Source organism: Chryseobacterium oncorhynchi (assembly GCF_002899895.1).
GTDB lineage: Bacteria > Bacteroidota > Bacteroidia > Flavobacteriales > Weeksellaceae > Chryseobacterium > Chryseobacterium oncorhynchi.
This window is the reverse complement of the sequence record NZ_PPEI02000001.1, coordinates 97,938-113,134: the sequence shown is the minus strand read 5'-3', so window position 1 is coordinate 113,134 and position 15,197 is coordinate 97,938. Positions and strand designations below refer to the sequence as shown.

13 protein-coding genes are annotated in these 15,197 nt (G+C 38.0%); 2 read left to right on the top strand and 11 right to left on the bottom strand.

All coding sequences use genetic code 11. The features are described 5' to 3' along the window. The first annotated feature begins 42 nt into the window (after window positions 1–42). Complete coding sequence (locus C1638_RS00530; RefSeq protein WP_109617233.1) at window positions 43–360, top strand: winged helix-turn-helix transcriptional regulator; 318 nt, start codon at window positions 43–45, stop codon at window positions 358–360. Between the two features lie 42 nt (window positions 361–402). Here the strand turns inward: C1638_RS00530 and bioA are convergent, their stop codons facing one another. The 5 genes from bioA to C1638_RS00505 all read right to left on the bottom strand — a co-directional run bounded on the left by bioA (window position 403) and on the right by C1638_RS00505 (window position 5,152). Next, a complete protein-coding gene (gene bioA, locus C1638_RS00525; RefSeq protein ID WP_109617231.1) occupies window positions 403–1,695 on the bottom strand; it encodes an adenosylmethionine--8-amino-7-oxononanoate transaminase in 1,293 nt (430 codons plus the stop codon). A gap of 113 nt (window positions 1,696–1,808) precedes the next feature. Further along, window positions 1,809–2,792, bottom strand: a complete 984-nt coding sequence (gene bioB / locus C1638_RS00520) for a biotin synthase BioB (RefSeq protein WP_109617229.1) — start codon at window positions 2,790–2,792, stop codon at window positions 1,809–1,811. A gap of 2 nt (window positions 2,793–2,794) precedes the next feature. Further along, window positions 2,795–3,403, bottom strand: a complete 609-nt coding sequence (bioD, locus tag C1638_RS00515) for a dethiobiotin synthase (protein WP_109617226.1) — start codon at window positions 3,401–3,403, stop codon at window positions 2,795–2,797. A 23-nt stretch (window positions 3,404–3,426) separates the two neighbouring features. Then, window positions 3,427–4,536: an aminotransferase class I/II-fold pyridoxal phosphate-dependent enzyme gene (locus C1638_RS00510; protein WP_109617224.1), complete on the bottom strand. Its 1,110-nt coding sequence runs from the start codon at window positions 4,534–4,536 to the stop codon at window positions 3,427–3,429. Then, window positions 4,529–5,152, bottom strand: coding sequence for a hypothetical protein (locus tag C1638_RS00505; protein WP_109617222.1), 624 nt, complete (start codon window positions 5,150–5,152; stop codon window positions 4,529–4,531). Before C1638_RS00505 ends, C1638_RS00510 begins: the two co-directional genes overlap by 8 nt. A gap of 66 nt (window positions 5,153–5,218) precedes the next feature. Between C1638_RS00505 and C1638_RS00500 the strand changes: the two genes are divergently transcribed. Beyond that, a complete protein-coding gene (locus C1638_RS00500) occupies window positions 5,219–6,706 on the top strand; it encodes an aminotransferase-like domain-containing protein (RefSeq protein ID WP_109618989.1) in 1,488 nt (495 codons plus the stop codon). 55 nt (window positions 6,707–6,761) lie between these two features. Here the strand turns inward: C1638_RS00500 and C1638_RS00495 are convergent, their stop codons facing one another. Genes C1638_RS00495 through C1638_RS00470 form a run of 6 tightly spaced genes read right to left on the bottom strand, consistent with a single transcriptional unit; the run spans window position 6,762 to window position 15,189 of the window. Continuing rightward, entirely contained in the window at window positions 6,762–7,925 is a 1,164-nt protein-coding gene (locus tag C1638_RS00495; RefSeq protein WP_109617220.1) for a PepSY-associated TM helix domain-containing protein, read from the bottom strand. Window positions 7,926–7,927: 2 nt separating this feature from the next. Next, entirely contained in the window at window positions 7,928–10,348 is a 2,421-nt protein-coding gene (locus tag C1638_RS00490) for a TonB-dependent receptor (protein ID WP_109617219.1), read from the bottom strand. Then, a complete protein-coding gene (locus C1638_RS00485; protein WP_109617217.1) occupies window positions 10,335–11,723 on the bottom strand; it encodes an AMP-binding protein in 1,389 nt (462 codons plus the stop codon). The genes C1638_RS00490 and C1638_RS00485 overlap by 14 nt, the downstream gene beginning before the upstream one ends. Before the next feature lie 4 nt (window positions 11,724–11,727). Continuing rightward, entirely contained in the window at window positions 11,728–11,973 is a 246-nt protein-coding gene (locus C1638_RS00480; protein ID WP_106915662.1) for an acyl carrier protein, read from the bottom strand. A 1-nt stretch (window position 11,974) separates the two neighbouring features. After that, on the bottom strand, window positions 11,975–13,378 hold the full coding sequence (locus tag C1638_RS00475) for an MATE family efflux transporter (protein WP_109617215.1): 1,404 nt from the start codon (window positions 13,376–13,378) through the stop codon (window positions 11,975–11,977). Continuing rightward, window positions 13,375–15,189, bottom strand: coding sequence for an IucA/IucC family protein (locus C1638_RS00470; RefSeq protein ID WP_109617213.1), 1,815 nt, complete (start codon window positions 15,187–15,189; stop codon window positions 13,375–13,377). The genes C1638_RS00475 and C1638_RS00470 overlap by 4 nt, the downstream gene beginning before the upstream one ends. Window positions 15,190–15,197 lie beyond the last annotated feature (8 nt).

Sequence of the window (15,197 nt, the reverse complement as noted above, 5' to 3'; positions counted from 1 at the left end):
CGAAGGTTACCAAAAGGTTAACGATATACTTTAAAGTAAACTATGAATTTCGAGGAGTTTAAAAATTGTGGTCTCAGACGGAGTCTGGATATTCTTTCCGGAAAATGGAAACCATTGATTCTGCACAATCTTTTTGAAGAAGATACGGTACGTTTTGTAGAACTTTGGCGGAATATGCCCAGGGTATCCAAAAAGGTACTTGCAGAACAGCTTAAACAATTGGAGGACGATCATATTATTGAACGGATTGAAGTTTATAATTTTCCTCCGGAGGTTTATTATAAACTGACTGAAAAAGGGAAAAAGCTCGGCCCTATCCTTTCTGAACTTCATTCATGGGGAAATGGGCTGAGCTTATGATGTGTTTTTTAGGGCCTTTTATTGTAATTATTGATGGATATTTTAGTTTCTGAACTGATCTAATACTTCCATAATATTTTGATAAACAAAATCTAATTCTTCAGAAGTGATACAGTAAGGCGGTACCAGATAGATGACATTTCCCAATGGTCTCATTATGATTCCTCTCTGTAAAAATTCATTGTAAAGCCTTTTCCCTATTTCATTGAAATAGGATGTTCCGTACTCTGTTTTAAAATCAAAAGCCAAAATAGTTCCAACCTGACGGGCGTTTTCTACCTGAGGATGTATGGCCAGTGATTTTACAAATTCAGAATGCTGATGGGTGATGCGTTTGATATTCATTTGAGTGTCTTCTTTAAGTAATATTTCCATGCTTGCCAAAGCAGCGGTACATGCTAAAGGATTTGCTGTAAATGAGTGTCCATGAAATAAGGTTTTATGCTTATCGTCAGACCAAAAGGCATTATAAATTTCATCAGAACATGTGGTGATTCCCATTGGCATGGTTCCTCCCGTTAATCCTTTTGAAAAACACATGATATCCGGCCGTTCGGTAAGATAATTGGCAGCAAATAGCTTACCTGTCCTTCCAAAGCCTGTGAAAACCTCATCCTGGACCATAAGAACACCTAGTTCTCTACAGAATTTCATCAAACTGCTTAGGTCTTCCGCATTATACATTAGCATTCCTGCTGCACCCTGAACCAGCGGTTCATAAATAAAGCATGCCACCTCATCTTTCAAATTTCTGATCTGTGATTGCAGATCTTTCAGGTTTTCAGTATTGGGAGTATCAATGAAAACAACTTCAAACAGCATACTCTCAAACGGTTTTGTCCAAAAGCTTTTTCCGCTTACAGACATAGCTCCAAAGGTATCACCATGATAAGAATTTTTAAAAGCCAGGATCTTGGTCTTTTTATTTCCTTGGTTATGAGCGTACTGAATGCACATCTTTAATGCTACTTCTACAGCTGTGGATCCGTTATCAGAATAGAAAACCTTCTTCTGATTGACCGGCAAAAGCTTTAATAGGTTTTCCGAAAGCTGTATAGCGGGTTCGTGGGTAAAACCTGCAAAAATAACCTGCTCAAGCGTGTTAAGCTGTTCAAATATACGTTGTGCAATATAAGGATGAGAATGCCCGTGCAATGTTACCCACCATGATGAGACCACGTCCATATATTTCTTGCCTTCATTGTCAAACAGATAAATCCCTTCACCTTTTACAATGGGAATGATTGTATCTGCGGTCTTCATCTGTGTGTAAGGATGCCAGTTGACGGCTCTGTCTCTCTGCGTAAGACTTGTCTGTTGTGTTATTGTATTCATGTATTGATGTAAAATGTATTAATGATTCAAAAAATCAGACACAAGAGTCAGGATGAATACAAGAATGCTCATGATTAATATCCAGAAACTCATAACTCATCATTTATAATTTTTTAACAGCAGGTTTCTTTTTTAAGCATAGGTCTAAGTCCGAGCTTTTCCAGCATCTGCATATCTTCAGATACTCCGGGGTTAGGTGTTACCAATAGGGTTTCTCTTTCTCCCGTGAAAATAGAGTTTGCCCCTGCCATGAAGCACCATGCTTGCTCTGTTTCTGTCATTTCTATACGTCCTGCACTTAGTCTTACCATAGATGAAGGCATTACAATTCTTGCTGTAGCAATCATTCTTACCATTTCCCAGGTGTCTACTTTTTCATTGTTTTCCAATGGAGTTCCCTCCACCCTTGCTAGTGCATTGATAGGAACTGATTCCGGGTGTTTCGGCATGGTCGCTAAGGTCAATAGCATTGAAATTCTATCTCTGTGGGTCTCTCCTAGCCCTATAATTCCTCCTGAGCACACAGTGATTCCTGCTTTTCTAACATTATTGATGGTATTGATTCTGTTATCAAATGTTCTGGTAGAGATAATCTCTTCATAATATTGTTCAGAAGTGTCAAGGTTGTGATTGTAGGCATATAATCCTGCTTCCTGAAGTCTGATCGCCTGTTCTTCGGTAAGCATCCCTAACGTACAGCATACTTCCAATCCCAGTTCATTTACTCCCTTTACCATATCTATCACTCTATCGAAGTCACGATTGTTTCGGACTTCACGCCAGGCTGCAGCCATGCAGAATCTTGAAGAACCGCTGTCTTTTGCCTTTTGAGCATGAGCAATAACGGTTTCTGTGGGTAACAAGGCCTGTACCTTGATGTTGGTGTGGTAACGTGCTGCCTGTCCGCAATATGAGCAGTCTTCCGGGCAGCCTCCTGTTTTAATTGACAGTAAAGTAGATATCTGTACTTCGGATGGATCATGTCTTTCACGGTGCACTGTTGCTGCCTTATAGATCAGTTCCATTAAAGGGAGGTTGTAAATGTTTTCAATCTCTTCCTTGGTCCAGTCATTTCTAATCTCTGTTTTTCTATCCATTATCATAATTTTGTTATTGTTAATTGTTTTGCCGTAGCTATAATATTTTCTTTATCAGGGCTGATTTCAGGAATTCTGATAATTTTTGTATCCTTTTCAATGAAAGAACAGATTACTCTTTCCGTATCTTCAGGAAATTCTCCATTAAGGATAAGATATTCAAGTTTGATTTTCCTTTGCTGTAATGCCATGACGGAAAGCAAGGTATGATTGATGCAGCCAAGGTAATTCCTTACAACAAGTGCTGTTGGAATCCTTAGTTTTTCTATCAAATCAATCATAAAGCTATGATCCGAAAGAGGAACCATAAGCCCTCCGGCTCCTTCTATAATCAATGAATTTTGGGTTTCCGGTAATTGAAATGCATCAAGATTGATGTCTATGTTTTCTGCTCTGGCAGATTGATGGGGAGACGCGGCCAATTGCAGTCGATAGGTTTCCGGATGACCTATTGTATTCTCTGTCCAGTCTTCAATTTTTTTACTGTCAGTATAGTGTAGATCTCCTGATTGTACCGGTTTCCAGTAATCAGCTTTGAAATACTGTACTAAAATGGCGGAACAAACCGTTTTTCCTATTTCAGTTCCTATTCCTGTTATAAATAGTTTCATATTGCTGTTTCAGCTATTTTGCTTTAATTAAATTCTTTGATAACTCCTGTGAGTCTGATGATTTCTTCCTCTGTATTGAAGCTATGGAGGCATATTCGAAGTCGTTCTGTTCCTTCCTTTACTGTTGGACTGTATATGGCATACGTTGCAAAGCCCTCATTGGATAAAGTTTTCTGTAGAAGCCCTAGTTTTTGGTTATCAGGAATAACAATAGCCTGAATCGGACTTTTTTCAGAGGAAGGAGAATTCAGTCTCTGTCCTCGGAATGTTTTGATATTGTGCTGAAGTTTCTCTGCTGCTTCATGATTGCTTTCCAGGAATTCATATCCTGTTTTTATACTCATCCATTGAAAATCCTGCGCTGAAGTGGTATAAATAAAGGGTGAAGCAAAATTGATGAGATAAGATTTCACAGTATCATTACAAAGAATAGCCGCTCCATGTGCTCCCAATGCTTTACCATAGGTAATAATGCTCGCTGTAATCTGATCCTGCAAATCATATTTTTCAATCAATCCATGTCCAAAAACACCAAAAGCATGGGCTTCATCTACCAATAAGTCTGCATTGTAATGCTTTGCTATTTCTGAAATCTTCTGAATGGGAGCAAAATCTCCTTCCATTGAGTAAAGACTTTCTATGGCGATGTAGCAGTGCCTGTCCTGTTTTTTTAATACATTTTCCAGATCATTCAGATCATTATGTTTAAACTTAATCTTTCTGGCATTCGACATTTTGCAGGCATCATGTACAGAACGATGAATCTGTTCATCCACAATAATCGTATCATGGCGATTAGGAAGTGTGGAAAACAATGCAAGATTAGCGTTATACCCCGATGGGAATAGCAAAGCAGATGAAACTCTATGCTTTTTTGCAATAAAACTTTCGGTCGTTATTACAACATCGCTGTTTCCGCTAATCAGCCTAGAACCCGTACTTCCTGATAGTAAATCAGGATTGTCATTGATCTTTTTTAATAAAATATTCTGGAGTTCCTTACTTCTTGCAAACCCTAAATAATCATTGGAGTAAAAATCAATTCCCTCAGAGCGGGATTGAAGCTTTCTTAAAGTGCCCTCTTCTTTTCTTTTGTCGAGAGTTTCCTGAAAATGATGAACGCTTTTAAGCATAACTTAATTGCTCTACGTCTTCTTTAACAGCATTGATCCATACTTCATGAAGCCCTTTTTCAATAGTAAGAATATGTTCAGCATGAAGCTTCCAGTCTGAGGAAAATTCGTTTAACTGATTAATCATTTCTTCCAAGTGTCCCTCTTCTTCCAAAATAATGGATTTTACCATAATTCTTGAAGATTCTTCGGTAAGTGCTTGCTGGTAGACCGGATAAAGTTCATCTGCTCTTACTTCAATCGCATAGGTTACAAAAAGATAAGCTGCATATTTAAGATCTTCCTTACTCAATTGAAATGCTTCCTGAAGATATCTGCATGCTTTAATGTCTAAGGAATGGAGATACTGTCTTGTTGCTATCGGAGCCAGAAGTTCACTGTTTTCATAGGTTTTGCAGAGTTCAGGATCTATTTTTCTAATCTGCTTTTTTAGATAATAGGCATGACGATGTTCTTCAGCAGCATGTTTCAGTTGAATCTCACTTACAAGAATGGGATGTTCGCATTTTGAGATTTTTCGTGCGCCGGCATTTTCCATAAAGGATAACGTATTGAGCCATTTTGCATGGGTTTTGCCATCCTGCACAATCTTTTTTAACAGATGATGAAATTCCATAGATTTTTATTTTGATGTCAAAAGTAGTATATTGCCGGATGGTTGAATGGTGCCAGTTTTGATATTATGGATAGTCCGGTTAAGATTCCTTATGAAAGTTTTATAAAAATTGATAGAAAATCAGATACTTCAATCTATTTGCAGGTTGCCAATCAATTGGTAAATTCTATTCAACGGGGATATCTGCCTTTTGGAACGAAGCTTCCCGGCACAAGAGCATTCAGTGAAATACTGGATGTTCATCGAAATACAGCGGTAGCGGTATATGACGAACTGTGTGCTCAGGGTTGGGTAGAAAGTTTTCCGAATAAAGGAACCTTTGTCATTGGCAAGGATCAGGAAAAGCCTGTAAAAGTAAAGGATTTTGAAGAGAATAATCTTTTAAACTATCCTAAAACAACTGGTTTTTCATTTAAAACATCCAATATACTGGATAACCCTTTTGAACATTCAGATTGTGAATTTGTATTGAATGATGGTGTTCCGGATATCAGACTTACCCAGATTGGCCAACACTCACGGTTTTACAGTTCTATTCTTAAACGCAAATCCAATCAAAAAGGATTAGGACATTACAACCATGACGGAAGTGAGTTTTTTAAGGAACATTTGTCTCAATATCTTAATTTATCCCGTGGATTACCTATTTCCAAGAATAATTTACTGATTACCCGAAGTACGGAAATGAGTATCTATATTGTTTCCGAAATTCTTCTTTCTGCCGGAGATACAGTTCTGGTAGGAGCTTTAAGCTATTTTTCGGTGAATATGATCTTCCAGAAAGCAGGGGTAAATATTGTAACTCTTCCTATAGATGAAGACGGAATTATTGTGGAAAGCGTAAGAGAAGCCTGTAAAAGGCAGAAAATAAGAATGCTTTATCTTACTCCGCACCACCACTATCCTACTACAGTTGCGCTCAGTGCTCAGAGAAGGTTGGAACTGTTGGAACTGGCTAACGAGTACGGCTTTGTTATTCTTGAGGATGATTATGACTATGAATTTCACTATGATAAAAGTCCAATTCTTCCTTTGGCCAGTGCGGATACAAACGGAATGGTAATCTATATAGGATCATTTGGAAAGTCTCTTGCTCCGGGATTCAGAACCGGATTTATCGTAGCGCCTGAAAACCTGATGGTGGAAATGAGAAAGCATCTTGGAATTATCGACAGGCAAGGCGATATTCTTATGGAAAGAACGTTGGGAGAAATGATTGAGGAGGGAGAAATTAACCGCTATCTGAAAAAATCTTTAAAGGTGTATCAGGAAAGACGGGACTATTGTTCTGCTTTGCTTACAGAAAACCTTGGCGATTATATCACCTTTGAAAAACCTTCAGGTGGATTGGCGATCTGGCTGGAATGGAATATTTCGATTAATCTGATGCAGCTAAGTCGAAAATGTGCTCAGGACAATCTTTTTATTCCGAAAACTCTGCTCTATCAAAATAAAGGACTTACAGCTATGAGGCTTGGTTTCGGAGATTTGAATGTAGATGAGATGAAAAAAAGTATGGATATTCTTTCCCACAATGTAAAAGAGTTAGTCTGATAAGAATATCTCCATAAAAAAGCCTCTACAATAATAGAGGCTTGGTCAATTTTACTTATGCTTTTTTCTTTTTGGGTTTCTTCTTTTTCTTGTTGAGATAAATAATAAAACCTGTAATGGGAAGTGATGCTGCGATAATTCCGGCAAAAAGATAAATAATTCTTCCGGTGATTCCGAAGAGACTTCCAGTGTGTAAATCGTAATTTCTTTCCCTTAGTGCGGTACCATATCCTATATTTTTGTCTTTATAAAATTGATGTTTTAGAATTTCACCAGAATACTGGTCAAAATTATAATTTTCGTTCTGGTATTGTTTTTTTCCTAAAGTAAGTTCTGTATAATAGGTTCCTTCCTCTGTTCTTGGAAAATTAACAAGTGCCGATTCTTTATTGATTAACCCTTTTTCTACCTTATTGCCAATCATATCCAAAATATTGACAGATATATCAGATTCTTCCGTAGGAATTTTACTTTTTGCTTTCTTTTCTGTGGGTATATTTCCATTCAATGTATTCTTGATCCATTGATCCATACTTTCAAAATTCCATATTAATGCGGAGTAAGAAATAAACAATAAAGGAATTATGGCATAAAACCCTAATACATTATGAGCATCATAGTTGATTCTTTTCCAGTTGGCAGAAGTTTTAATGAAGAACATGCCTTTCAACATAGCTTTGCTCATCTTTCGCGGATACCATATCACTAATCCCGAAAGAAGAATAATGGCAAAAACCAATGTAGAATATCCTGTAATGGTTTTCCCTATTTTTTCTCCCAGCAACAGCCTTCGGTGAAGATCCAGTACAATTTCAAAAAAATCCTTTTTTGCATCTTCTACTTCCTGAACTTTCCCGGTGTACGGGTCTATATAAACTCTATAATAATAAAGATAAGTTCCCCAATAGGTCAGAGCTTCGTTATCCATTTTAAGAGTTCGGAATACATAAGTACAGGAAGGATCCGAAGAAATCATAGCTCTTTTAACTTTCAATCCTTCAGGTAGGGCTTTTTCGGCTTTTGCTGTAAGATCAGACAGCGATAATTTTTTGCTTCCAATGTTCTCTACAAAATATCTTTCAGGGTGAACAATATGTTTTAATTCTTCTTCAAATACTAAAATACATCCAGTAGCTGCCATTATAACAACTATAAGCCCGGACGTTAGTCCGAGCCATAGATGTAGCTGATATGCTATTTTTCTAAATTTAAGCTTCATAGTTAGAATTTAAGGCTAACCTCAGCAGCAAAGTTACGAGGCATCTGAGCTACTACAACCCCTTGCCCTGCGAAATACTGCACATTGCCTAAATTGTTCATTTTAAATCCTAGTCTGTATCTTTCTTTTTCAAGAGTGATGGATGCATTGATGAGAGTATAAGCTGGGAAAGTGAATTTTCCTGTAGTAGTTTTATGCTCTGTAATCTGATGTCCTACACGATTTACTCCAAATCCAAAACCTAGTCCATCCAAAGGCCCAGATTGAAGCACATAGCTTACCCATGAATTAAATACACTTGCTGGTCCTGCAGATCCCGGGCGACGTCCGTCTACAGTAGGTTCTGCTTTCACAAACTTACTGTCGTTATACGCATATCCCGCCATAACGTTCAAGCCTTGAAGTGGATTTGCAATTAGTTCTACCTCAACTCCCTTACTTCTTTGTTCTCCATCCTGAATGGTGATTCTGTATCCTTTTCCATTACGCATCACCTCAATTTCTCTTTGCATATTATCAACCAGAATATCATAGTATCCTACCGTGAAATTAATACGATTTCTCCAAAGATTTCCTTTGAATCCAGCTTCCCATTGGTTGGATTTTTGTGGCTTCATATTTCCGTCATAATCGGCAAGTCCTTGGGTAACCGGAGGTGTATAGCTGAAACCGTTCATATAATTAGCATATACTGATAAACGGTCTTTAAATACCTGATAAACAACTCCTACTTTAGGAGACCATGCAGTTTGCTTAAACTCACCCAGACGCTCATTTTTGTTTAGATTAAGCTGTCCTTTGCTTTCATAATGATCTACACGTAAACTCAATAAAGTGATCAATCTATCGGTAATATAAACAGCATCAGAAAGGTAAGCTCCATAAACATTGCTAGACGTTGTCGTTCTTGTTAAAGCAGCCTTTGATACCTGAATTTTCTGCATAGCCAGATCTCTTGAGATAAAACCATATTTAGCGGTAAGATCCTGTCCGTTGATGGTATCAAACTTAATGATAGGTGAATGGTTGTTGTTCAGGGATTGATTTAAATAATCTAAACCAATCAACACCTTATTTTTGATTTTTCCAATATTAAACTGTCCGTTAAAGTTCTGTTGAACACTTGTAGAAGCAGCTTCTGAGTTCTGCCATTGTACATTACGTTCCAGCATTGCATCACTTTTATCTCCTCTGATGAATTGATATTGGTATAAACCTTCAGTTTTTCTATAATTTCTTGAAATCAGGGTTTGTGAACTCCAGTTTTTCGAAATTTTATAATTAATCTCAGCTTTTACGTTGATAGATGGAGCTTTCAAGGTCATATCATTGTTGGAATATGATCTTTTCCAGTCAAATCCAAGCTCTTCAGGTGTATGCGCTACAAAAGGTCTTGATCTGGCAAGGAAAATAATAGGTGTATTGGTTCCTTCATAATTGTAAATCTGAGCTCCTAAGCTAAATTTCAACTTATCATTTACCTGATAGCTTAATGTAGGTGCAACAAAGAATGATTTTCTGAATTCAGAATCTCTGAAACCATTTTGATACTGATATGCAGCATTAAGACGGAATAATGTTTTTCGGGAATCCGTAACTGGCCCATAAACATCTGCAGTTACACGATTCAGGTTGTAGCTTCCCATCAAATAAGAAATTTCACCTCCGAAATAATCCTTTGGCTTTTTGGTAACTACATTAATTAATCCTCCAAAAGAGGTTACTGCTCCTCCGTATAAAGTTCCTGATGGTCCTTTAATCACCTCGATATGTTCAATATCCGCAGGGTCAACTTCACCATTGGTATTGGCAGGAACACCGTCTACCATTGAGATTTTTGTAGGGAAACCTCTAAGGCTGTAATAGAAACTTCCGTCTCCTGAGCCTCTTCCCGGACTTCCCTGCATTTTTACCATACCCGGAACATTTTTCAGTACTTCTGAAACATCATAGGTAAGCTGTTCTTTTAAAATCTGTTGGTTGATAATAGTATAAGCCTGTGGATTTTCTAAGCTTTTAAGTGGCATTTTAGAGATTGAAGTACTGTCTTTCGCCAGAAATTTATTTCTACTAAAAGCATATACTGTAATCCCTTCAATGTCATTGCTATGCGCAGGGGCATAAACAGTAGGAATTTCGTAGACATCTTGCTTAATATGGATTTGCTCCCGCATCAGTTCGATGTCATTTAAAACCACCTGGAGCGTATATTCTCCAGGGGTAACATTATCAAAGTAAAATTCTCCTAAATTATTGGTTTTTGCCTGATAAGACGTGTTCACAAGTCTTAAAAGTGCGTTTTTTACGGGTGTCTGTTCAGACAACATGATCTTGCCACGAATACGTTCACTCTGCTGCGCAGAAAGAGAACCTGAAAATAAGGCAAGTGTAAAAAGTAATATAAGGGTTTTAAATGTTTTCATGTTGTAAGTTTTGTAACAGGGGATAATTTATTTTACCGTTTTGTGATAATGGAAATGATTCTATAAGCTCTGTGCGCACATATTGTGGGTTAATGCGCAATTTGTTTTTAATGGTTTCTGTGATGATCTGAGGGTCAATATCCTTATTGTCATAAAGCACAACGATCTTCTTGTCATTGGAATTAAGACAAACAAAAGTATTTCCCGTCAGTTCGTTTTTAAGAATAAATTCTACCTCATCCAGATTAAGACGTATTCCGAAAAGCTTCATGATACGCTTTATTCTGCCTGTGATATAATATATTCCGTTCTCACCTTTTGTGGCTGTATCTCCGGTGTGCAATACCGATGGCTGCTCGTAGGATTCAAGATCCTCAAGCGTATTGGCATAGCCTCCGAAAATACTAACATGTGAAAAGAGTAATTCATCTGTTTCATCATGAATGCTAAAGCTCCCGCCTTCTACAGGAGTTCCGATGGATGTTTCCTCTTCTAATAATCCTTCTGTATTGAGATAAGCCATTCTTCCTCCTGCTTCGGTCTGGCCGTATTGCGCGAAGAAATGTTTTCCATACTCGCTACAGTAAGAAAAAAGTGTTTTTCTCAATTCTCCGTTAATGACACCGCCGGTATGAGTAAAATACCTCAGACTAGGACTATCTTTCCTGAAAAAACCTATTCTGTTTAGGTTTTCATACAAATAAGGAACACCTCCCAAGGTACTGTATCCGTACTCATCCATTTCATCCCAGAAAGCTTTCTGCATAATGTCTTTATCAGAACATACTATTCTTCCGGCACGCATGCAGTTGGTGGTGAAAATGGAAAATCCATACACAAAATTGATTGGCACATTTAAAGGAACTACATCAGATTCCAGAATGGGCATGTATTTAAGAATACTGATGGCATTCTGGTAAAGGTTTTCGTCCGATAGCTTCACTAGCTTCGGAATCCCTGTGGTTCCCGAAGTACTCAAGAGAATTTTGATTTCCGGATGAATTTTAACCTCGCTTTTGTAATTATCTCGGGTAAAGATTTTAATCGTATCCGAGAACTCTTTCAGACTGTATCCCGGAATGGTTTCCCTTTGGGGATCAAAGATGTATTTGGGACGATATTCAGCTTCAATCCGGTCTTTGAACTCCGAATTGAGCTTTTGTCCCAGTAAGGCAATAGCGTGTGCTGTTCCGTAAAAATTGAGCAGAACCTCAATACCAGGCAGCTGGTTGTCATTGTACAAAAAGAGGAGCCCTTTTTCTACAGGATTTAAGCCTAAGGACCGATACAGGGCTCCAATCGGTATGGTTTTACCGCTTGAAGCCTCTGTAAATACCAGATTCTTGTTGGCAATTACATTTTCTAAAATTTTCATATTCTTAGTTTTCTACGAGTACCTCGTATTTTTTCATTTTTTCACGAATTTTTCCAACGGTACCCATTTCCAGAATATCATTGAAGTCAAATTTGATTTGGTAAAACTGCTCAAGAGCTTCTACAATAAGAAGATGAGACATAGAATCCCATTCCGGAATTTCCTGATACGTAAGGTTTTCGTTTACCAATTCTTTTTTTACTGCAATTGCAGATGCGATAATTTCATAAAATTCTTCTGTGGTGTTCATTTTAAATTTTTATTGTTTTCCATTTACCATTTTTAAAGATCATTAAGAATAATATGGCTAATACGATTTCCGAGGAAACGATAGCCGTAAATATCCCTTTCAGTTCCCATTGAAATCTTACTCCCAGGAGATAAGCCAATGGAAGCTGAATTACATAGAACATGACGATATACAATAAGGTGACCTGCATGATGTTTCCCGCAGCATTCAGGGCACGGCTGATAACCATTGTAAATCCTAATAACAGATAAGCCATAGAAACGACATGAATATATTGTACGGCATATCTTGCGACTTCAGGTTCTGTAGTAAAGAATTTTACTACATATTCGGCGGCAAGCTGCCAGAATAATGCTACTGCAAGCAGATAGCTCATGTTAATTGTCCCGGCTCTCCATACTGTTTTTTCTGCGCGGTCTGCGTCACCGGCTCCTAAGTTCTGCCCTGTAAGCACTCCTGCGGCGTTTCCTATTCCCCATGCAGGCATAGTGGCTACTGAAGCAATACGTTGGGCAATAATATATCCCGCAAGAGCTGAAGTACCGAAAGTGGATATAATTTTTACCATAATCAGCCAGCTGGACGTTGGAATGATATATTGAACCAGTCCTCCAAAGGCGATTTTCAAAATCTTTCTGAGCAATGGCAGATCAAAGTGGAAAGGCATAAGGATATTGATACTTGTCTTTCCGGACAGAAAAATAAAGCCCTGATACAAGACTGCTAAAAGTCTGGATAAAACTGTTGCATAAGCCAATCCCATCAATCCGAAAGCTGGAATAAATCCTAATCCAAAGACCAGGATTACAGCAAAGATGATATTCGAAATATGACAAATCCAAAGGGATTTCATGGCAAGGTCTGCATCGCCGGCCCCTCTGAAAAGTCCATTCACAGAAAGACGCAGGATAACAAGTCCGATACTAAGAAATACAAGCCTTGAAAACGATACTCCTTCGTTTACCGTATTGGCATTAATTCCCAGAAATCCTACAATTTCAGAAGCAAAATAACAGGAAACTCCACCAATAAGGATTGCAAAAAAGAGAGCTAACAGAATAATATAATGAGCGGTTCTGCCCATTCCCTCTTTATCTTTTTCACCGGCTCTTCTTGCTGTAAGGGTTGCCGCGGCAATACCGAGTCCTACTGCAATGGCATAGGCAAAATTGATATAGTTATCCGTAATTCCTACAAGGCCAAGAACCTTATCACCTAACCTGGCAATAATCAAAAGGTTGACACTGACAAAAACGGATTCCATCACAAGCTCCATCACCATTGGAATTGCTAAGCTAAAAATGGAACGGTTAATGCTTCCGGAAGTAAGTTCTACTTTTTTTCCGGCTAAGGCTCCGTAGGCGAAAGCCGTTCCATTTTTTAGTATATGCAGGAGTTTCCTCATATGACAACTACAGAATTTTTATTGGCTATCTGATAAAGTGGATTAGTCAATGCTCCATCTTTTCTTGGAATGGCGAATGCTTTATTTTCACTATACCCATTATTTTTCAGACGCAGACTGTTGATGTAAAATCTCTTGAATGTTGGAACATACAGATCGTATTTTTCATAACGTCCCTGCAGGTGTCTGTTGTCTGCTTTGTAACTTTCTATACACTCATGAACAAGAGTCCAGAATGTTTCTTCCTGAAAGTTGGAATAGGTATGCAGTACATTGGAAAGGTATCTGAAGAATGCATCAAATACACCTAGCAAGATAAAAAGCGGGATATTTTCCTTGTTAGAAGACTGTATTAACCCATCTGCAAGATGTGCAGGAAGTTTTTCTCTTGCTTCTGTTGTCAGGACAATATCATCCACAAAGTCTTTGATAACAATTCTCTGCGGTATTCCATTTTTTAATACGACCATAATGTTTTCACCATGTGGAGTTACACATAATGAATGGGTGTAATAGATATGAAGTAATGGGGTAAGATAGGCATCAAGATAACCGGTTATCCATTCCTTGATACTCATTCCTGCCTTCTCTGCAAAAGCCTGAACCAAAGGAATTCCGTTATCGTCTACATAAAGCAATGAAGCCATAGTAACCATTTGCTCGTCTTCTGTAAGGTAGTTTTCTGCACTCTCACGCCATAAAGCTCCAAGGAATTCATTGTATTGATAAGGCACTCCGGTAATAGCTCCGTATTGTGGATGTAAATAGGCAATTGAAGCTTCTTCACCCAAGAAAATGGTTCCTTTGTTCTCCAGGTAGGTATCATCTTTTATTAAACCTTTTACCCAGTCTGTGATAGATGGAGCTATTTTCATCTGCTTAGGAGACAACCCTCTGATGTTTCCTGTACTCAGAATAGAAACAGCTGTTTTCAGATATCTTTTTTTAGGATGATCTACGTTGAATAAAGTACGGATACTTTGTTGTGGACTATAAATATCTTCACCCTCTCCCAGTTGAATTAAAAGCCCGTTGGCAATATCTCCTGCAAAATGAATCTGAAGTTTGTGTTCCCACTGCCAAGGATGTACAGGAATAAAATGATAGTCTTCAACAAGTTTTCCCTCTTCTATCAATTTTTGCTGAAAATCGTTATACAGGGTGTCTCCAATTTCAGAACGGTAAAATTCTTCCTTGTTGATATGTTCTAATGACTGAAATGTCGATCTGCTCTTATGAGATGCCAGCCAAATTACTTTAAGGTTTTCCTCGGCTTCAGGAGCAAATGTCTTAAGATCACGTGGTGAGAAACCAAGTCTGCTTTTGTTTACAATTACCCACGGATGTCCGGTCATATTATGTTCTACGGCCTGGTAATCTGCTGTAGCAAGGTCTTTTGATGGCATTACTCCTTTGGCAAGAATCAGAGCATCACAATATAAAGTATGCAGTAATTCTTCTGTGTATCTTGCAATGGTATAAGGATCTAGATCAAATACAGACTGCATTTCCAGGAAAAAAGCAGCTACATCTACAAAAGATGTTTTCTCACCATTCTCAGTTTTAGAAATACTGTCTTTATCAATATTCCAATAATCCATCATTCTTTCCTGTCCGCGGAAGTGATAAACAATATTTTCAATACCAGTTTCCAGGGTGAATACGGTATATCCCATTTCATCTTCAAAGGATGGGACAGGTTTTAATAGTTCCTCATGCATTAATTCTGCAATGGTTTTGGCCATTAAATTTCTGTTGGCCTGCTGCCAGTGCTCCTGGCTAATGATATTATTTTTTAAGTTGGTGTTCATTTTTTAAT